Origin of the sequence: Pedobacter sp. Leaf176 (assembly GCF_001424305.1) — a bacterium.
Taxonomy (GTDB): domain Bacteria; phylum Bacteroidota; class Bacteroidia; order Sphingobacteriales; family Sphingobacteriaceae; genus Pedobacter.
On the sequence record NZ_LMPD01000002.1, the window covers coordinates 191,169 to 207,540 of the forward strand.

General features: G+C 40.6%; 14 protein-coding genes. 10 read left to right on the forward strand and 4 right to left on the reverse strand.

Translation table 11 applies throughout. The features are described from left to right. Positions 1 to 97: 97 nt before the first annotated feature. The 3 genes from aroA (at position 98) to ASF92_RS06280 (ending at position 3,319) form a co-directional block, all read left to right on the forward strand. A complete protein-coding gene (gene aroA / locus ASF92_RS06270) occupies positions 98 to 1,366 on the forward strand; it encodes a 3-phosphoshikimate 1-carboxyvinyltransferase (RefSeq protein WP_056089550.1) in 1,269 nt (422 codons plus the stop codon). A 101-nt stretch (positions 1,367 to 1,467) separates the two neighbouring features. Next, complete coding sequence (aroC, locus tag ASF92_RS06275; protein WP_056089552.1) at positions 1,468 to 2,568, forward strand: chorismate synthase; 1,101 nt, start codon at positions 1,468 to 1,470, stop codon at positions 2,566 to 2,568. 139 nt (positions 2,569 to 2,707) lie between these two features. Then, positions 2,708 to 3,319: a DUF1684 domain-containing protein gene (locus ASF92_RS06280; protein WP_056089555.1), complete on the forward strand. Its 612-nt coding sequence runs from the start codon at positions 2,708 to 2,710 to the stop codon at positions 3,317 to 3,319. Between the two features lie 177 nt (positions 3,320 to 3,496). Here ASF92_RS06280 and ASF92_RS06285 read toward each other — a convergent pair whose 3' ends face one another. After that, a complete protein-coding gene (locus ASF92_RS06285; protein WP_056089557.1) occupies positions 3,497 to 5,917 on the reverse strand; it encodes a thiamine pyrophosphate-dependent enzyme in 2,421 nt (806 codons plus the stop codon). A gap of 168 nt (positions 5,918 to 6,085) precedes the next feature. Between ASF92_RS06285 and ASF92_RS06290 the strand changes: the two genes are divergently transcribed. After that, positions 6,086 to 6,478, forward strand: a complete 393-nt coding sequence (locus tag ASF92_RS06290; RefSeq protein ID WP_056089560.1) for a DUF1573 domain-containing protein — start codon at positions 6,086 to 6,088, stop codon at positions 6,476 to 6,478. Between the two features lie 62 nt (positions 6,479 to 6,540). Then, positions 6,541 to 7,737, forward strand: a complete 1,197-nt coding sequence (locus ASF92_RS06295; protein ID WP_056089564.1) for a pyridoxal phosphate-dependent aminotransferase — start codon at positions 6,541 to 6,543, stop codon at positions 7,735 to 7,737. Between the two features lie 150 nt (positions 7,738 to 7,887). Here the strand turns inward: ASF92_RS06295 and ASF92_RS06300 are convergent, their stop codons facing one another. Next, positions 7,888 to 8,124 carry a hypothetical protein gene (locus ASF92_RS06300; RefSeq protein WP_231729756.1) on the reverse strand — a complete coding sequence of 79 codons (237 nt, stop codon included), beginning with the start codon at positions 8,122 to 8,124 and terminating at the stop codon, positions 7,888 to 7,890. 399 nt (positions 8,125 to 8,523) lie between these two features. Here ASF92_RS06300 and ASF92_RS06305 point away from each other — a divergent pair, with 399 nt between their 5' ends. Together ASF92_RS06305 and ASF92_RS06310 are read left to right on the forward strand one after the other, a co-directional pair. After that, entirely contained in the window at positions 8,524 to 8,745 is a 222-nt protein-coding gene (locus ASF92_RS06305) for a hypothetical protein (protein WP_056089570.1), read from the forward strand. 31 nt (positions 8,746 to 8,776) lie between these two features. Next, a complete protein-coding gene (locus tag ASF92_RS06310) occupies positions 8,777 to 9,604 on the forward strand; it encodes an MBL fold metallo-hydrolase (RefSeq protein ID WP_056089573.1) in 828 nt (275 codons plus the stop codon). 77 nt (positions 9,605 to 9,681) lie between these two features. Here ASF92_RS06310 and ASF92_RS06315 read toward each other — a convergent pair whose 3' ends face one another. Beyond that, on the reverse strand, positions 9,682 to 9,927 hold the full coding sequence (locus tag ASF92_RS06315; protein ID WP_056089578.1) for a hypothetical protein: 246 nt from the start codon (positions 9,925 to 9,927) through the stop codon (positions 9,682 to 9,684). A 22-nt stretch (positions 9,928 to 9,949) separates the two neighbouring features. Next, positions 9,950 to 10,294, reverse strand: a complete 345-nt coding sequence (locus ASF92_RS06320; RefSeq protein ID WP_056089582.1) for a hypothetical protein — start codon at positions 10,292 to 10,294, stop codon at positions 9,950 to 9,952. A 530-nt stretch (positions 10,295 to 10,824) separates the two neighbouring features. Here ASF92_RS06320 and ASF92_RS06325 point away from each other — a divergent pair. The 3 genes from ASF92_RS06325 to ASF92_RS06335 are packed head-to-tail and all read left to right on the forward strand — an operon-like array spanning position 10,825 to position 16,224. Then, positions 10,825 to 11,487, forward strand: coding sequence for a hypothetical protein (locus ASF92_RS06325; RefSeq protein ID WP_056089585.1), 663 nt, complete (start codon positions 10,825 to 10,827; stop codon positions 11,485 to 11,487). Positions 11,488 to 11,511: 24 nt separating this feature from the next. Continuing rightward, positions 11,512 to 14,754: a SusC/RagA family TonB-linked outer membrane protein gene (locus ASF92_RS06330; RefSeq protein ID WP_056089590.1), complete on the forward strand. Its 3,243-nt coding sequence runs from the start codon at positions 11,512 to 11,514 to the stop codon at positions 14,752 to 14,754. Positions 14,755 to 14,763: 9 nt separating this feature from the next. After that, positions 14,764 to 16,224: a SusD/RagB family nutrient-binding outer membrane lipoprotein gene (locus tag ASF92_RS06335; protein ID WP_056089594.1), complete on the forward strand. Its 1,461-nt coding sequence runs from the start codon at positions 14,764 to 14,766 to the stop codon at positions 16,222 to 16,224. Positions 16,225 to 16,372: the final 148 nt, after the last annotated feature.

Genomic DNA, 16,372 nt, shown 5'->3' on the forward strand with positions numbered 1-16,372 from the left:
TGAAAGCTAAACTCTAAAGATAACATCAGCGCAAAAATAAATTTTATAAACGAATCACGTTCCCTCTCCTTTGGAGAGGATTAGGGAGAGGCCAAAAATGTCAAAAAACGCCTTAGTTTCTTTCAAAGGAACCAAGAATATTAATACGGAAATCCAGTTAACAGGCTCGAAAAGCGAATGCAATAGAGCATTGATAATCAGTGCATTAAGCAACAAATTGGTTAAAGTAGAAAACCTGTCGAATGCTGCTGATACGGTAACATTGAACGGAATTTTAAATAATCTGGAAGAAGAGTTAGAAGTAGAAATTGAGGAATCTAAAACAGTTGACGTTGGCCCTGCGGGAACGGCAATGCGTTTTCTTTCGGCCTATCTTTCTGCCAAAAATGGAAACTTCCTGTTAACAGGCACCGAGCGGATGAAACAACGTCCGATTGGTATTTTAGCTGATGCCCTAAAAACAATAGGGGCAAATATTTCTTACGCGGAGAATGATGGCTTTCCACCGTTAAATATTATTGGCCCATTAAACCAGAAAACTGCTGAAGTTAAAATTAAAGGAGATATGAGCAGTCAGTATATTTCAGCATTGCTGATGATTGCTCCTATCCTACCTCAAGGCTTAACTTTAGAGATCGAGGGTGAGCTGACTTCAAAACCGTATGTAGATATGACTTTGAATATGTTGGCTGAGGTTGGTATTAAACATTCATGGGAGGGCAATTCCATTTCAATAAAAGCGCAAGCCTTTAAACCAGGAACTTTAATTGTAGAGCCTGATTGGAGCGCAGCATCTTACTGGTACAGCATTGCAGCTTTGGCTGATGCCGCTGAAATCAGTTTACCTGCTTTAAAAGAAAAAAGTTTACAAGGCGACAGTCAAATCCAAAAAATCATGAAGATTTTTGGTATTGCGACAGAAAAAACCGAAAAAGGAATTTCCATCAGCAACTTAGGATTAACCTTAGATACTAAACAAATTCTTGATTTAAAAACTTGTCCTGATTTAGCACAAACTATCGTGGTTATTGCTGCTGCGTTGGGTAAAAATATGTCATTTACGGGCTTAGAAACGTTGAAAATCAAAGAAACCGACCGTATTGCCGCTTTACAGAATGAGCTTGCTAAAATTGGAGTAACTTTAAGCGAAGATAATCTGGTTTATACGCTTAATACTGATGAATTATATTTCCCTGAGAAAATTACCATTGCAACCTACGAAGACCACCGTATGGCCATGGCTTTTGCGCCGCTTGCACTATTAATCAACGAAGTGGAAATTGAAGAAATGCATGTAGTAGAGAAATCTTATCCTTATTTCTGGGAAGATTTGAAAAAAGCTGGCTTTTTAGTAAAAAGTATTTAGTATAAAGTATCAAGACTGGATGCAAAAATCGCAACTTAAAATCATTTTTACTAAGAAAAATCAATCTAACGACTAAATACTAATTACTTTATACTTACAAAATGGCAGGCAACTCATTCGGACAACTATTTTGCATAACCACCTTTGGCGAATCTCATGGTGTAGCCATTGGGGTAATTATTGACGGATGTCCGCCGCGATTGGATATTGACATGGATTTTATTCAGTCAGAATTGGATAAGCGTAAACCTGGTCAGTCGAAAATTACTACGCAAAGAAAAGAAAGCGATACAGTTCAAATTTTATCGGGTATTTTTGAGGGAAAAAGCACGGGGACACCGATTGCTTTATTAATTCCAAATGAAGACCAGCGTTCAAAGGATTACGGTCACAATGTGGATGTTTATCGTCCAAGTCATGCGGATTACGTGTACGATGCAAAATACGGCATTCGGGACCACCGTGGTGGCGGTCGTTCATCGGCCCGTGAGACTGCTGCCCGAGTTGCCGCAGGTGCAATTGCCAAATTGTTTTTAAAGCAACAAGGCATTGAGATATTTGCCCATGTAACTTCAGTTGGAACCATCGAGGCACCAAATTTAGAAAGCAACGATTTATCAGCTTTGCTAGAGATTCGGGAAGAAAATATCGTTCGTTGTGCAGATCCTGCGACAGCAAATGAAATGATTGCATTTATCGATTCAGTCAGAAAAGATGGCGATACTGTTGGTGGTAAAATAGGCTGTGTAATTAAAGGCTGTCCGGCCGGCCTAGGCGAGCCGGTTTTTGATAAATTACATGCGGATTTAGGTAAAGCCATGTTGAGTATCAACGCTGTTCATGGTTTTGAATATGGTTCAGGTTTTGCTGGAAGTGAGTTGAGAGGTTCTCAACATAACGATAGCCCCATCCCAAACCCTTCCCCAAAAGGGAAGGGCTTTATTACGGTTACGAACCATGCCGGGGGCATTCTGGGTGGCATTTCCAACGGGATGGACATTACTTTTAAAGTCGCTTTTAAGCCCGTTGCCACCATTATGCATAACCAACAAACCATAAATGCTGCCGGTGAAGCGTCAGAGATTAAAGGTAAAGGCCGTCACGATCCTTGTGTAGTACCCAGAGCAGTAGTAATTGTAGAAGCAATGGCGGCACTGGTTTTGGCCGACCAATTTTTGAGAAATAAAGTTAATGTGATATAAATGTTGGTCGTCATTTTCGACCGCAGTGGAGAAATTTTTGGAAATAACTTGATTTAAAGATTTCTCCGTTCCGTTGCACTCCATCCGCTATTTATCGGATCGAAAAGACTGCATTTCTAAATCATAAAACAAAAAAAACATGACGAGACTTCTGCCTTTCCTCCTTTTATTCATCAGCTTAGACGTTTTCTCTCAATCCTACCACGAGCAAATCGTTAAACATCGCGAAAACTACAAACAGGATTTTATCAAAGAATCTAATTCGCCTTTACAAGAAAGTGATTTTCAGAATCTTCATTTTTATGATGCTGACAGCAATTACAAGGTGATTGCTGAAGTCAAAATTTTGAAAAATGAAAAGGTTTTCAAAATGCCAACTTACGATGGTACAAGCAAGGAGTTTTATCGCTATGCGAAAATAAATTTCAGTTTAAACGGCAAAGCAACTATCATGACTTTGTACAAAAGCATCGCCCTAGCTAACAATCCTGCTTACAAAGATTTACTATTCCTTCCGTTTACTGATGAAACCAACAAAAAAGAAAGTTATGGCGGTGGCCGCTACATTGATTTAAGTTCAAAAGAAATTGTGAATAATAAAATTGAAGTCGATTTCAATAAAGCTTACAATCCATATTGTGCATACAGTGAAGGTTACCGTTGTCCGGTACCTCCGGAAGAAAATGATTTACAAATGGAAATTAAGGCGGGCGAGAAAAATTATACTGGCGAAAAGAAACACAGGCGATAAACCATATCAGCCTCAAGGATAACTCAATTCACAAAACCAACTTCAAAGGCTTCTCCCTGCTTGCGACAGGCAGGCATTTCGCTAGGCTACATCCAATAGCTGTTGGATCGACAGGAAGACTTTCATATGAGGCAGTTGCAGATATAAATCTGTTTTATAAATAAATTAAGTCTTGCTTTAAAAAAGCGCAGGAAATTTTGCAGGATTTGTATCATGCATCATCTGGTAAATAACTTCTATTACATCATCAGCTGATGGTTTACTGAAATAATCGCCGTCAGAACCGAACGGCGGCCTGTGTGCCTTTGCAGATAATGTTTGAGGTTGTCCGTCCAGATGAAAGTAGCCTTTCTGATTTTCTAAAACCTGTTGCAGAATATAGGCTGACGCACCACCAGGAACATCTTCATCAACTACTAAAAGCTTATTTGTTTTTTTAAGGGACTCAGCGCAAATGTTGCCTATATCAAAAGGCAATAAGGTTTGAGGATCTATTATTTCAACAGAAATACCCATAGCGGCGAGCTCTTCTGCAGCCTCCTGAACAATCCTTAATGTAGAACCATATGATATTACTGTAATATCAGTTCCCTTCTCCAAAACTTCGGCTTTTCCTAGTGGAATGGTAAATTCACCAACATTATTAGGCAGTTTTTCCTTTAAACGGTAACCATTAAGGCATTCGATAACTATAGCAGGCTCGTCGGCCCTGAACAGTGTGTTATACATGCCCGCTGCTTGCGTCATGTTTCTAGGCACACAGACATGCAAGCCCCTCAACGCACCAAGAATCATGCTTATTGGCGATCCGGAATGCCATATGCCCTCCAAGCGATGGCCCCTGGTTCTAACGATAACCGGGGCTTTCTGTATGCCTTTAGTGCGATAAGAAAGGGAAGCTAAATCATCACTAAGAACGTTTAATGCAAATATAAGGTAATCTAAATATTGAATTTCGGCAATTGGTTTTAAGCCGCGCATGGCCATGCCAATACCCTGCCCCATGATTGTCATTTCGCGAATACCCGTATCGGTCACCCTCAATTCGCCATATTTTGTCTGTAAACCGGCAAAACCTTGGTTTACGTCCCCAATGTTTCCTAAATCTTCACCAAAAGCGACCAGTCGCTGGTCACGGGCAAAATTCTCATCAAAACATGCATTTAAAATCTCGCGTCCATCAACCACCTTAGAAAACTCATCATAAATTGCATCCACAATGGAAATCTTTTCAGGACTATCATTGCCATTCGTATGCAATTTAGAATTATACCTGTTGTAATTTAATTTGTATTGGCTTTTATACCAGTTTACCAGTGCATCCCGCTCTGCCGAAGGTTTTCCAGCAGACAACCTGATTGCTTTACGGGCAGCTGTAAAAATTTCCCGTCGCTGTGCATCTGCAGTAGCAGCGAGATGAGAAGAAATTTTAGCCAGTTCAGGTTGGTTTCCTACCATTGCTGAGATGTAATCGACCACCAGCTTTTGCTCGGGTTTCATACTATCCAGGAATTCATTCCAGGCTTCTTTCTGTGCATTGCGAACAAAAATTTTCGCATTTTTTTCTATTTCTGCAATTTCCTCCTCTGATACAATTGCAGAATCCAGCATCCATTCGCGCATTTTTAAAATGCAGTCATGTTCATTTTCCCAGCTTAGTCTATCTTTTGATTTATATCGTTCATGAGAACCTGATGTGCTGTGACCCTGGGGCTGAGTAAGTTCTGTAACGTGTATTAAAACAGGTACGTGCTCCTCCCTGCAAATGGTTATTGCTTTTTCGTAAACTTCACACAATGCAGGATAATCCCAACCCTTAACTTTGAAAATTTCGTAACCCTGATTTTTTTCGTCACGCTGAAAACCCTTTAAAACCTCAGAAATGTCCTCCTTTGTTGTCTGGTATTTTGCGGGAACAGATATGCCGTAAGCATCATCCCAAATGGAAATTGCCATAGGAATTTGTAAAACGCCCGCAGCATTAATCGCTTCAAAAAAAACGCCTTCTGAGGTGGACGCATTGCCAATTGTTCCAAAAGCGACCTCGTTGCCGTTAACAGAAAAATTTTTTAAATAATCTAATTCCCTGTTGTTTCTGAACAATTTTGATGCGTAGGCTAAACCAACCAGTCGGGCCATTTGTCCTCCGGTTGGCGATATGTCCGAAGAAACGTTTTTAATCTGCATCAAATCATTCCAGCTTCCGTCTTCATTAATAGATTTGGTTGCGAAATGGCAATTCATTTGTCTGCCGCCGGAAAAAGGATCGGCACCCTCTGTAGGATTGGCATACAATTGCGCAAAAAATTCCTTAATTGTAGAAATGCCAGCTGCAAATGCAAAAGTTTGATCACGATAATAACCGGAACGCCAGTCGCCGTTTTTGAATGCTTTAGCCATGGCGATCTGAGGAACTTCCTTTCCGTCACCGAAAATACCGAACTTAGCCTTCCCTGTTAATACTTCCCTACGCCCTAAAACACTGGCCTGTCTGCTTTCGTATGCCAATTTATAATCATTAATTACAATGGATTTAAAATCATTAAAACTGAGCTCAGAAGTATCTATAGAGTTGGTAATCAATTTTTCATTTAGCATGCAATCAAATATTGGTTGAGGCAAATATATGGAAAATTAAAAGTTTGCCTTTATCCTCAATTGTAAAATTATATATGGATTAATAAAAAATAAGTGGAATAGTTTTTGTTTCATCTTATAAATATTAAATTTGTTTTAATAATTTAAACACGATTTCAAAATAACAATATGAAAAAGATCTTAGTATTATTAACTATGGTAATGGGCTTTGGTTTAATTGCAAATGCGCAATCCAAGCCTGCTGAATTTAAATTTGAAGCTGAAACGCATGATTTCGGTAAAATTACAGTTAATAAGCCTGTAACCTACGATTTCAAATATACAAATGTTGGCGAAGAGCCGCTAATCATCACTAAAGCAGAAGCAAGTTGTGGCTGTACAGTTCCAAAATATACAACTGTTCCTTTGAAAAAAGGTGAAACAGGAACTATCTCTGTTACATTTAGTGCAGCAGGCGCACCTCAACCTTTTACTAAAACAGTAACTGTTACATCAAATGCTAAAACGCCTGTAAAAGTACTTTACATTAAAGGTGAAACTGTTGCTTCAGCATCTAAGTAAATTTTAAAACAATAATATTTGAAAAGTCCCGGTTTTTAGCGGGACTTTTTTATTTTTGCGCCATGCCGAAAATTTCACAAAAAGGTTTGCAGATGCCTGCATCGCCAATCAGAAAATTAACTCCCTTTGCTGATAAAGCAAAAAAAGATGGTAAAAAAGTTTTCCACTTAAATATAGGCCAGCCAGACATTGAAACACCTGAAGGCATGTTAAATGCCATCAAAAACATTGATTTTAATGTCTGGGCATATACACCCTCTGAAGGTACTTTAGCCTACCGTGAGAAACTAACCGAGTACTATAATAAATTAGGTTACGATATCAAGCCTGAAAATATATTGGTTACGGTTGGTGGTTCAGAAGCCATAACAATCGCCATGCAAACTTGTGTGAATGAGGGCGATGAAATCATTATTCCTGAACCTTTTTATGCAAATTACAATGGATTTGCCTGCATGAGTAATGTCATAGTTAAACCCATATTATCATACATTGAGAATGGTTTTGCATTGCCACCGATTTCAGAATTCGAAAAATTAATTACAGCGAAAACCAAGGCCATAATTATTTGCAATCCGAACAATCCAACCGGATATTTATATTCCAGAGAAGAATTAGAAGCACTAAAAACACTTTGTACGAAGTACGATTTATTTTTATTTTCTGATGAAGCCTACCGAGAATTCTGTTATGATGGACGGGAATTTATTTCACCAATGCATTTGCAAGGACTGGATGAAAACGTTGTAATTATGGATACGGTTTCCAAACGCTATAGTGCATGCGGAGCTCGTTTAGGTTGTTTAATTACGAAAAACAAAGAAGTTATCGCTTCAGGTTTAAAATTTGCACAGGCTAGACTGAGTCCGGGTATGGTAGAACAAATTGCCGGAGCAGCAGCTGTTGATACGCCGGACAGTTATTTTGAGAAAGTGAATACCGAGTATACGCTTCGTAGAGATACGTTGGTTGGCCGCTTAAATAAAATTGATGGTGTTTTCTGCCCAAATCCGGGTGGTGCATTCTATGTAGTTGCAAAGTTCCCGATTGATGATGCGGACAGATTCTGCCAGTGGATTTTAGAAGAGTTTGATTACGATAACCAGACGGTTATGATGGCACCAGCGACCGGTTTTTACTATACACCAGGTTCCGGTAAAAACGAAGTACGAATGGCCTATGTATTAAACACAGAAGATCTGAACAAAGCAATGGACTGCCTGGAAATCGCTTTACAGCAATATCCGGGGAGAGCTTAATTCAAAAAATACACTAAAAGGCCTTCTTAATCATTTAAGAGGGCCTTTTTTGAATTCAAGGGTTCCGGGCAATCTCATGTCCTAACTTTAATGACACTTACCTTTACTAATTGATCGATTTAAAGCCTCCGCCAACTTGCGGGAAGGGCATTAAGGTATAGCTTTACCTTTGTGCTCCCAGTGATCTTTTAAGACCTCACCTGCGTCATTAAATTTCAGTCTTCTGGCATACCTTTCGCCGCGTATGTGACCATTCTCGTCCTTTACTCCCATAAAAAGTAAGATCGGACGACCGCCCTCATCGGTTTTGAATGCGATGTCATATCTTCCAAATCTTTTTTCAATTAAAGATGATGGCTCATAAGTCTTTGCCAATTCGGCTAACATTCGCTCTTTAAGTTTCATAAAATCAGATTAATCAATATAGACTAGTTTATCTTATATAAAACATATTTTTATTTACGCCCGTTTTTGCAATAAATACGCAAAATAACCTGTATTTACACGGATCAAATGACAATTCGCAAATCATCAACCCTATCTTCCTATGTGGATTTCCCTAAATAAAATGCGTATTTAAAAAACTCAAATGGGTATTTACGAAATCTGTAACGTTTTTCATTATGGTTAGCTTAGTTTCATAATCACTTGAAGAAAAACATTGTTAATTTTTAGAATCTGATTCGTATCAATAATATTTTCAACATCGATTAAGTTATACCGGATAATACGATGCTAGGATAAACTAAAAAGGGTATTATAAATTATGCACGATAAAATTGAATTATGGAAAATAATAAAAAATTGAAAGATAGGCCAGAAACGGTAGATGCTTCTGGTACGCCTGTACGCAGACCAGATGAAAATATAATTGATGGTGCAAACCATGATGACCAATTGGAAAATCTCCAGGCAAATGCAGCAAACAAGCCGGTAAACCATGAAGATGAAACTGGTGTTCCGCCGAACGTAGGCAGGGAACCAAGAGACGGCGATCGGAACGGCTAGATCCACATTTGTAAACTTAATATTTTTAGAGATGAAACAGAGCAGCGACAGTAAATCTATTCCGATGACCTCTTTTTCGAGTGGACATGGCCACGAAGTTTTGCCAGATGTTTATTATTATACCAACCAGATTGTTAATGTAATTATGCTTGGTTTTCCAGATAGGGATTGGGTATTGGTAGATTGCGGCATGCCTGGCTGTGGCGATGAACTCATAGAAGTGGCCGAGCAACGCTTTGGCATAAACCATCCACCCAAAGCGATATTGCTTACTCATGGTCATTTCGACCATGTTGGCAGTATAGTATCTTTATTAGAAAAATGGCAGGTTCCGGTTTACGCGCACGAGTTTGAATTTCCTTACCTTACCAATAAAAAGGCTTATCCCGAACCAGATGCAAGTGTAGAAGGGGGTTTGCTGGCCAAATTATCAGGCTTGTATCCGCATGAGCCCATAGATATCAGCGAATTCCTAATAAGGCTTCCTGCTGATGGAAGTGTACCTGAAGCAATCGGCTGGCATTGGATACATGCTCCGGGGCATTCGCCAGGGCAGGTGGTTTTCTTTCGGATAACCGACCGGATATTATTATCTGCTGATGCATTTATAACAGTAAGACAGGATTCCTTCTACAAAGTTCTTGTTCAGAAAAAAGAAGTAAATGGTCCGCCAAGGTATCTGACTACCGATTGGATTGCAGCGGAGGAAACCGTAAAAAAACTTAGGGATTTACGCCCCGCAACTGTAATTTCTGGCCATGGACAAGTTATGAAGGGTGCACAACTCAGACTGGAGTTAAAGAAACTGGCCGAAAATTTTAAAGCATTAGCCGTACCTGAACACAGTAAATTCGTATAACATGTTTAGACTTGATACAATAAAAAAGGAAAGCTTAAAATAAGCTTTCCTTTTTTATTCTCTATTATTCGGGTTATCTATGATACCTGGTCATGCCCTTCCGTTTTTACTATTTTATTATATACCCCTAATAATAAAAACGGTGCGGCCCATTGTCCAACAAAGAGTGCGTTATGCCTGTGACCAAGGCATTTCAAGGTTAGTGACACACCCATCGATGCCAGGGCGGCCCATAAGAAAACGTCTGATGGCAGTTTTGCAGTCTGTTCTTCAATGGCATGCGCAACTTTCCCTTCACTGTGCTGTTGATTTTGTGTTTCCATAATTTAAGTTCATTTTTTAAAATCAAATTTGTGTTTCATCGTCATCGGTTAATTCATCATCAACTGAAAGGTCATTTTCGCCAATATCACCTGAATCATCTTCGGCACCATCGATTATAGAATCTTCATCATCTATATTACTTAAATCATCGTCATCATCGAGGATTGTACTGTCATCTTCGGTATCAGATAAATCATCGTCGTCATCTCCAATTAGTGGTTCATCAATATCATCGTCAGATTCTTCTCCTGGTCCGGGAAACTCAGACGTTAAACTGTCTATAAGATAGTTTGAATCCACTACATTTGTTTGGTAATCCTGAACGTCGTCAAAATTCACCTGTGTTTCATTTACTTCAGTTTTCATTGCTATTTCTTTTTGAGGTTTAAGTTTTTATCTGGTAGTTAAAAACTATTGTAAAGACAAAGCGTATTAGAAAAAAGTTCTTCTAAATTTCAGATCAGGTATTTTTTATTTTATTGGTTATAAATACGTTAGCCGGGTCTGTAATAAACCGCACACGTCGTATACGATATTTTAAAATCAGTTATCAATTTGTTTCTTATTAGAAACATTAGCGATGCATAAAACATAAATGGCAGATGAAAACTTAGACTACTTCTTAATAGAGTCATAAAATTCTATTGACCGCTTATCATTGTTTTTTCCAGGCCAAATTAGTCAGAAAACTAAAGCTATTTCATTCTCATACAAAAAGCTTAATTATGATTAAACCGATCGCCAGTAACGATCGGAACGTGGCAACCTCATAATCGCCTCGCTACAAATACGCTTTTTTTTTGGGTATTCCCCTATAAATAATGCGTAGCCAACGAACAAACTTTTTTAAAAACGACTTGGTTTTTTCTATCACATTAATATATCTATAAAATTTTATGAAACGAACAGCCTATAGGATATTATGCCTGCTAGTTGCGTCAGGCAACATTAGCCTAATCACCGCATGTAGTCCTTCTACACGAATTACGGGTTCATGGATTGCGCCAGAGGCAAAAGGCAAACCAATAAGTGGTAAGAGCGTTTTTATTGCTTCGCTAAGCCGGAATATCGAACTCAGAACAACACTCGAGGACGCACTGGCCGAGGCGGCAGCAGCAAGAAATATTCCGGCAATAAAAAGCACTTCACATTTCAATCCTGAGTTTTACCAAACTACCCCTTCAAGAGAAATACTGGTTTCAGAGATAAGAAAAACGGGTGCCGGTTCCATTTTAACAGTGGCCCTTATCAACAAAGAAAGCGAAACCCGTTATGTACCGGGAAGCGCCACTTATTCACCCTTTACTGCTTATCGATGGTACGGCGGTTTTTATTCATATTTCAATTACTGGCGAACTGCATTTTATGATCCGGGGTATTATGTAACTGATAAAACGTATTTCATGGAAACGAACGTATACGATGTTCAATCCGACAGGCTTATCTGGTCGGCCCAATCAGAAAGCGTAAACCCCGGGACAATAGAAAACTTTGCTCGCGTATATCCGAAAATTTTAATCGATAGAATGATCAGAGATGGTTTGCTGCCTCAGCAATAATTCACCTCGCCTAAACAAACTAATATGAGAATTTTCTATATAATACTGTTGCTATCGTTGTTGGCCATTACAAAATTATCTGGCCAAACACGAACCATAACCGGCCTGGTAACCGACCGGGCAGATGGTGGGCCAATTCCAGGTGTATCCGTACGTGTTGCCGGAACAACAACCGGTGTGGCGACCGGGTCTGATGGTCGTTACAGTTTAACTATTACTGCCGGTCAGGCCACTTTACAATTCAGTTCTGTCGGCTATGCAGTCTTAAGTATCCCGGTTGGGAATTCGAATATAGTTAATGCAGCACTTGTAGCCAATAACCGTGAGCTGAATGAGGTAGTTGTTACCGCAAACGCCATCCGTAGGGAAAAGCGTACCCTTGGTTACTCGGCACCAACCATTAACAACGCAGAACTGACACAGGGGCAAAACCCTAATGTTATCAATTCTTTGACTGGTCATGTGGCCGGGGTTAATATTACGACAACCTCAAATACACCCGGTGCTTCATCGAGGGTTGTACTTCGTGGCGGTTCATCAATAGCAGGAAATAACCAAGCCCTGATTGTAGTGGATGGTTTCCCGATTGATAACTCAAGTGTAATTGGCGGTGGCTCTTCGTTAAGTAGTGTGGATTTTGGTAACCGCGGCAACGACATCAATCCGGAGGATATCGAATCAGTTACCGTTTTAAAAGGCCCGGCCGCCGCAGCGCTTTATGGCTCGCGGGCATCAAACGGAGCATTAATCATCACCACCAAAAGCGGTAAGCAGGGTGCAAAAAAAATGGAAATTACGTTCAGCACTTCGAATGCATTTTCATCTGTTTTAAAGCTACCGGATCTGCAGAATGAATACGGCCAGGGCTACTATACCAATATTGATGCGCAAGGAAATGCCAGCTATTACAACGACCCAAAAGAAAACTGGAGTTGGGGGGCACCTTTCACAGGTGAGGTGCAGCCATGGGGACAACAGATAGATGGTACGCGTTTAACCAAACCCTACCAGGCTTTTGAAGACAATGTCCGAAACTTTTTTGAAACCGGCTTTAGCACCGACAACAATCTGTCTTTTTCTGGCGGCGGGGAGAAAACAAGTTTTTTCTTAGGCTTAAATTCACTTAATTCGAATAGCATATTTCCTGGCAATAAGGATGTTTACGACCGTTACAATGTTCGTTTTAACGGTACGGCTGCTTTTTCGAATAAGTTTAGTGCCGGGATTGCTTTCAATTTTTCTCATATCAACAGCAACCAGGTCGCCGGCGGACAAGCCGGTGGATCGGTCTACAATAATGTTTTACAAACGCCCCGTGATATTCCATTGCAGGATTTGAAGGATCTAAATAATAAATTCTACGGATATGGCTACACGGATTCAAACGGAATCAGGCAAGATGATCGCTACGGCTATTATGGTGCCTACACGATGAACCCTTACTGGATTTTGGCAAACTACAATAACATCAATGAGGTAAACCGCATAACCGGAAATTTCAATATAGGTTATAAACCGTTCGATTGGCTCGATATAAAGGAACGTGTGGGTATTGACACTTATACCGACAGGCGCAGGCAGGAATCGCCAAAATATTCGTTTGTTCCGGCTGATGAAGCGGGAAATTATTCAGCAAGCGCCAATCCCGCTATAAATAATGGCTCTTATCAGATAGATCAGTTTAATGTAAATGAACTGGTTCACGATTTAATGATAACAGCAAGCCATAAATTCGACGATAATTTCGAAGGTTCATTAATGATTGGCAATAACATACGCCAGCGAAATACATCTACAAATAGCCAGGCAACTAATGCCAGCGGGGGCCTCGTTGTTCCTGGCTGGTACAATCTGGCAAATAGCAATGGGCCAATTAATGTGATAAGTGATTATTTAAGTAAGCGAAGATTAATAGGCCTTTATGCTGACTTAAATTTATCATTTCGTAAGATGCTTTTCCTCGAAGCTACTGCACGGAACGACTGGTCTTCGACCCTGCCAGCTTCAAACCGCTCATTTTTTTATCCAAGTGTGAGTTTGTCGTTTCTTTTTTCAGAATTACTTAAAGATAACGAGGCCTTCGGCTTTTTAAGTTACGGAAAGCTTAGGTCGAGCTATGCCCAAGTTGGTAATGATACCGATCCTTATCAGCTGATGACGACCTTTTCGCGGGCGGAAATCATCGGTGGGTTTGGAAGCACCACTTTTCCCTTTGGCAATGTAGCGGCTTTAATGGCAGGTTCTACTATTGGAAACCCTGATTTGAAGCCAGAAAAAACAAATTCTTTTGAGGTTGGTACTGAACTAGGCCTATTCAATAACCGGCTGTCAGTTGATTTCAGTTATTATAGCAATAATTCTAAAAATCAGATTCTAAGCATCCCTATACCAACATCTACAGGTTTTGGGTTTAGTGTAGTCAACGCAGGCGAGGTTAGAAATCGCGGCGTGGAATTAAGTTTGAGGGGAACCCCGATTAAAACGAACAGTGGTTTTTCGGTAGAGCTTTTTGCAACTTACACGAAAAATAACAGCGAAGTTGTAGAACTTATGCCAGGCATTGAGCAGGTAACCATTGGCGGCTATTCGGGCATGTCTATTGTTGCTGCAGTTGGCCGGCCTTATGGTGAGTTTTATGCCGTAAATAATTTACGAGATGAAGAAGGCCGAACGGTTATCGACCGACAAACGGGGATTCCGTTGCAAACACCAGCAGCGGAATATTTAGGTAGCTATAACCCGAAATACCAGGCTTCGATTGGAACGAATATCCGCTATGGCAATTTTTCTTTGTCGGCTTTATTTGATACAAAGCGCGGCGGCGTTTTCTATTCCCGAACCCGTGATATTACCGGCTTCAACGGTACATCGGCCGAATCTGGCGGGCCGCGTATAGGTGTGCTGTTTCCAAATTCTGTTTATAGAGATGCACAAGGTAACATGGTGGTCAACACCACTGCAACCTATAACAAACAAGATTATTACTCTGATCTTGTGGCAGGTCAGCATATAGTTGATGCTTCTTTTGTGAAACTCCGTACGTTATCCATTTCATATCAATTCGCAAAGTCATTTCTAAATAAAACCCCGTTTGGGGCGTTAAGCGTTGGTTTGTTTGGCAATAATTTATTTATCTGGACACCAAAATCAAACCAGTTTGCCGATCCCGAAGTCAATTCAGCGGGTGCAGGCAATGCCCAGGGATTTGACTACACCGCCCAGCCATCGGTAAGAAATTATGGTATCAATTTAAGAGCATCATTTTAAAATACGATTATGAAAACGAACCAATTTAAAACTTACCAACTGACGGTAATGGTGCTCGCGACCATTTTAACGGTGTCTTTCTACAGTTGTAAAAAATTCCTGGACGTAAATGAAAATCCAAATAACCCTGTTAATGCATCACCGCAGCTATTACTGCCTGCCGCAGAAGCCGCTGTTGGACAGCTGGTTGGAAACAACTTCCAAATTTATGGTAACTTTTGGGCACAGTACTGGACCCAAAGCCCATCCTCATCACAATACCGAACCATTGATCAGTATCGGGTAACTAACACCAATTTCGACCAACCATGGATCAATATTTACCGATCTTCGCTCGAAAATCTGCAGCTTATCATCAACAGCAATACGCCTAATGCCGAGCACATAAAAGGTATGGCATTTTTGTTAAAGGCATATACTTTTCAGCTTGCGACTGATGCTTTCGGCGATATTCCACTTACTGAAGCCTTGCAGGGAAATGTGATTGCTAGCCCGCGGTATGAAAGGCAGCAAGTAGTATACGATAGCATTTTTAATTACATAGATCGCGGAATTATATTATTAAGTGTTGCAAATGCAGTTTCACCGGCTTCGCAAGATCTGCTCTTCCAGGGCGATGCTGGTCAGTGGATTCGTTTTGGCCGTACCCTTAAGCTCAGGGCATACCTGCGCCTGAGCCAGGTTTTACCAGCCACCGCTCAGCAGGGCATCGCGCAGCTTTATAGTACAACCGGCGGATTTTTAGAAAGTGATGCAGCCCTAAACTACGCTTCTACAGGCGGCAATGAAAACCCACTTTATAATGAAACCATTGGTTTAGGAAGGACACAGAATATTGTGGCCAGCACTACAGCTGTTAATGCCTTTTTACGAAATCAGGATCCACGACTGTACAGGTTTTACGATGTTTTAGCGGGCGCCGACACTATTTCATCAATACGACAGGGCAGCTATAGCACCAACACCGACAAAGAGGTTTCGCCACCATCGGCTTTGGTTGGTGGCAATGCGATAAACACGGCTTCGGCTACAGCCCCGGTTAAACTTATTTCGGGTGCTGAAAGTTACTTTTTACAAGCCGAGGCCGTAGCCAGAAATTGGGCTTCCGGAAATCTGGCAGCTTTATATCGGTTCGGCGTTCAGAGCAGTTTTAGTGCTTTAGGCATTCCGGACGTAGCTCCGGCGTATCTGGCAAACGCTCCCGACGCCGTTCTACCAGGAACAACAGCAGGTAATATCCGTACCATAATCTTACAAAAATATTATGCCATGTGCGGTTTCCAAGGTTTCGAGGCATGGACCGAATGGCGCCGTACAGGTTATCCGGAATTTTTAGTTACCTCAGCAGCGTCGACCATTGGCGGCGGCCGTATGCCGCTCCGTTTCCTTTATCCAAACAGCGAGATTACAACCAACCAGAATTTTCCGGGTACGACCCTAATTTACGAGCCAGTTTGGTGGGACAAATAGCTGCAGTCTTTCATGCTCCGATTTTAATACGGTATCTATGAGCCGAATACTGAAAATGGGTTTTTAAATACCCGTTTCGCCATTTTAATATTCAAATTAAATTTCGATTAATAAATTTGTAATGTCTTTAAACATCTGGATGGGTGTG

Coding starts and splice junctions, on each gene's coding strand:
- aroA (WP_056089550.1), top strand. CDS start 98: ATGTCAAAAAACGCCTTAGTTTCTTTCAAAGGAACCAAGAATATTAAT.
- aroC (WP_056089552.1), top strand. CDS start 1,468: ATGGCAGGCAACTCATTCGGACAACTATTTTGCATAACCACCTTTGGC.
- ASF92_RS06280 (WP_056089555.1), top strand. CDS start 2,708: ATGACGAGACTTCTGCCTTTCCTCCTTTTATTCATCAGCTTAGACGTT.
- ASF92_RS06285 (WP_056089557.1), bottom strand. CDS start 5,917: ATGCTAAATGAAAAATTGATTACCAACTCTATAGATACTTCTGAGCTC.
- ASF92_RS06290 (WP_056089560.1), top strand. CDS start 6,086: ATGAAAAAGATCTTAGTATTATTAACTATGGTAATGGGCTTTGGTTTA.
- ASF92_RS06295 (WP_056089564.1), top strand. CDS start 6,541: ATGCCGAAAATTTCACAAAAAGGTTTGCAGATGCCTGCATCGCCAATC.
- ASF92_RS06300 (WP_231729756.1), bottom strand. CDS start 8,124: ATGTTAGCCGAATTGGCAAAGACTTATGAGCCATCATCTTTAATTGAA.
- ASF92_RS06305 (WP_056089570.1), top strand. CDS start 8,524: ATGGAAAATAATAAAAAATTGAAAGATAGGCCAGAAACGGTAGATGCT.
- ASF92_RS06310 (WP_056089573.1), top strand. CDS start 8,777: ATGAAACAGAGCAGCGACAGTAAATCTATTCCGATGACCTCTTTTTCG.
- ASF92_RS06315 (WP_056089578.1), bottom strand. CDS start 9,927: ATGGAAACACAAAATCAACAGCACAGTGAAGGGAAAGTTGCGCATGCC.
- ASF92_RS06320 (WP_056089582.1), bottom strand. CDS start 10,294: ATGAAAACTGAAGTAAATGAAACACAGGTGAATTTTGACGACGTTCAG.
- ASF92_RS06325 (WP_056089585.1), top strand. CDS start 10,825: ATGAAACGAACAGCCTATAGGATATTATGCCTGCTAGTTGCGTCAGGC.
- ASF92_RS06330 (WP_056089590.1), top strand. CDS start 11,512: ATGAGAATTTTCTATATAATACTGTTGCTATCGTTGTTGGCCATTACA.
- ASF92_RS06335 (WP_056089594.1), top strand. CDS start 14,764: ATGAAAACGAACCAATTTAAAACTTACCAACTGACGGTAATGGTGCTC.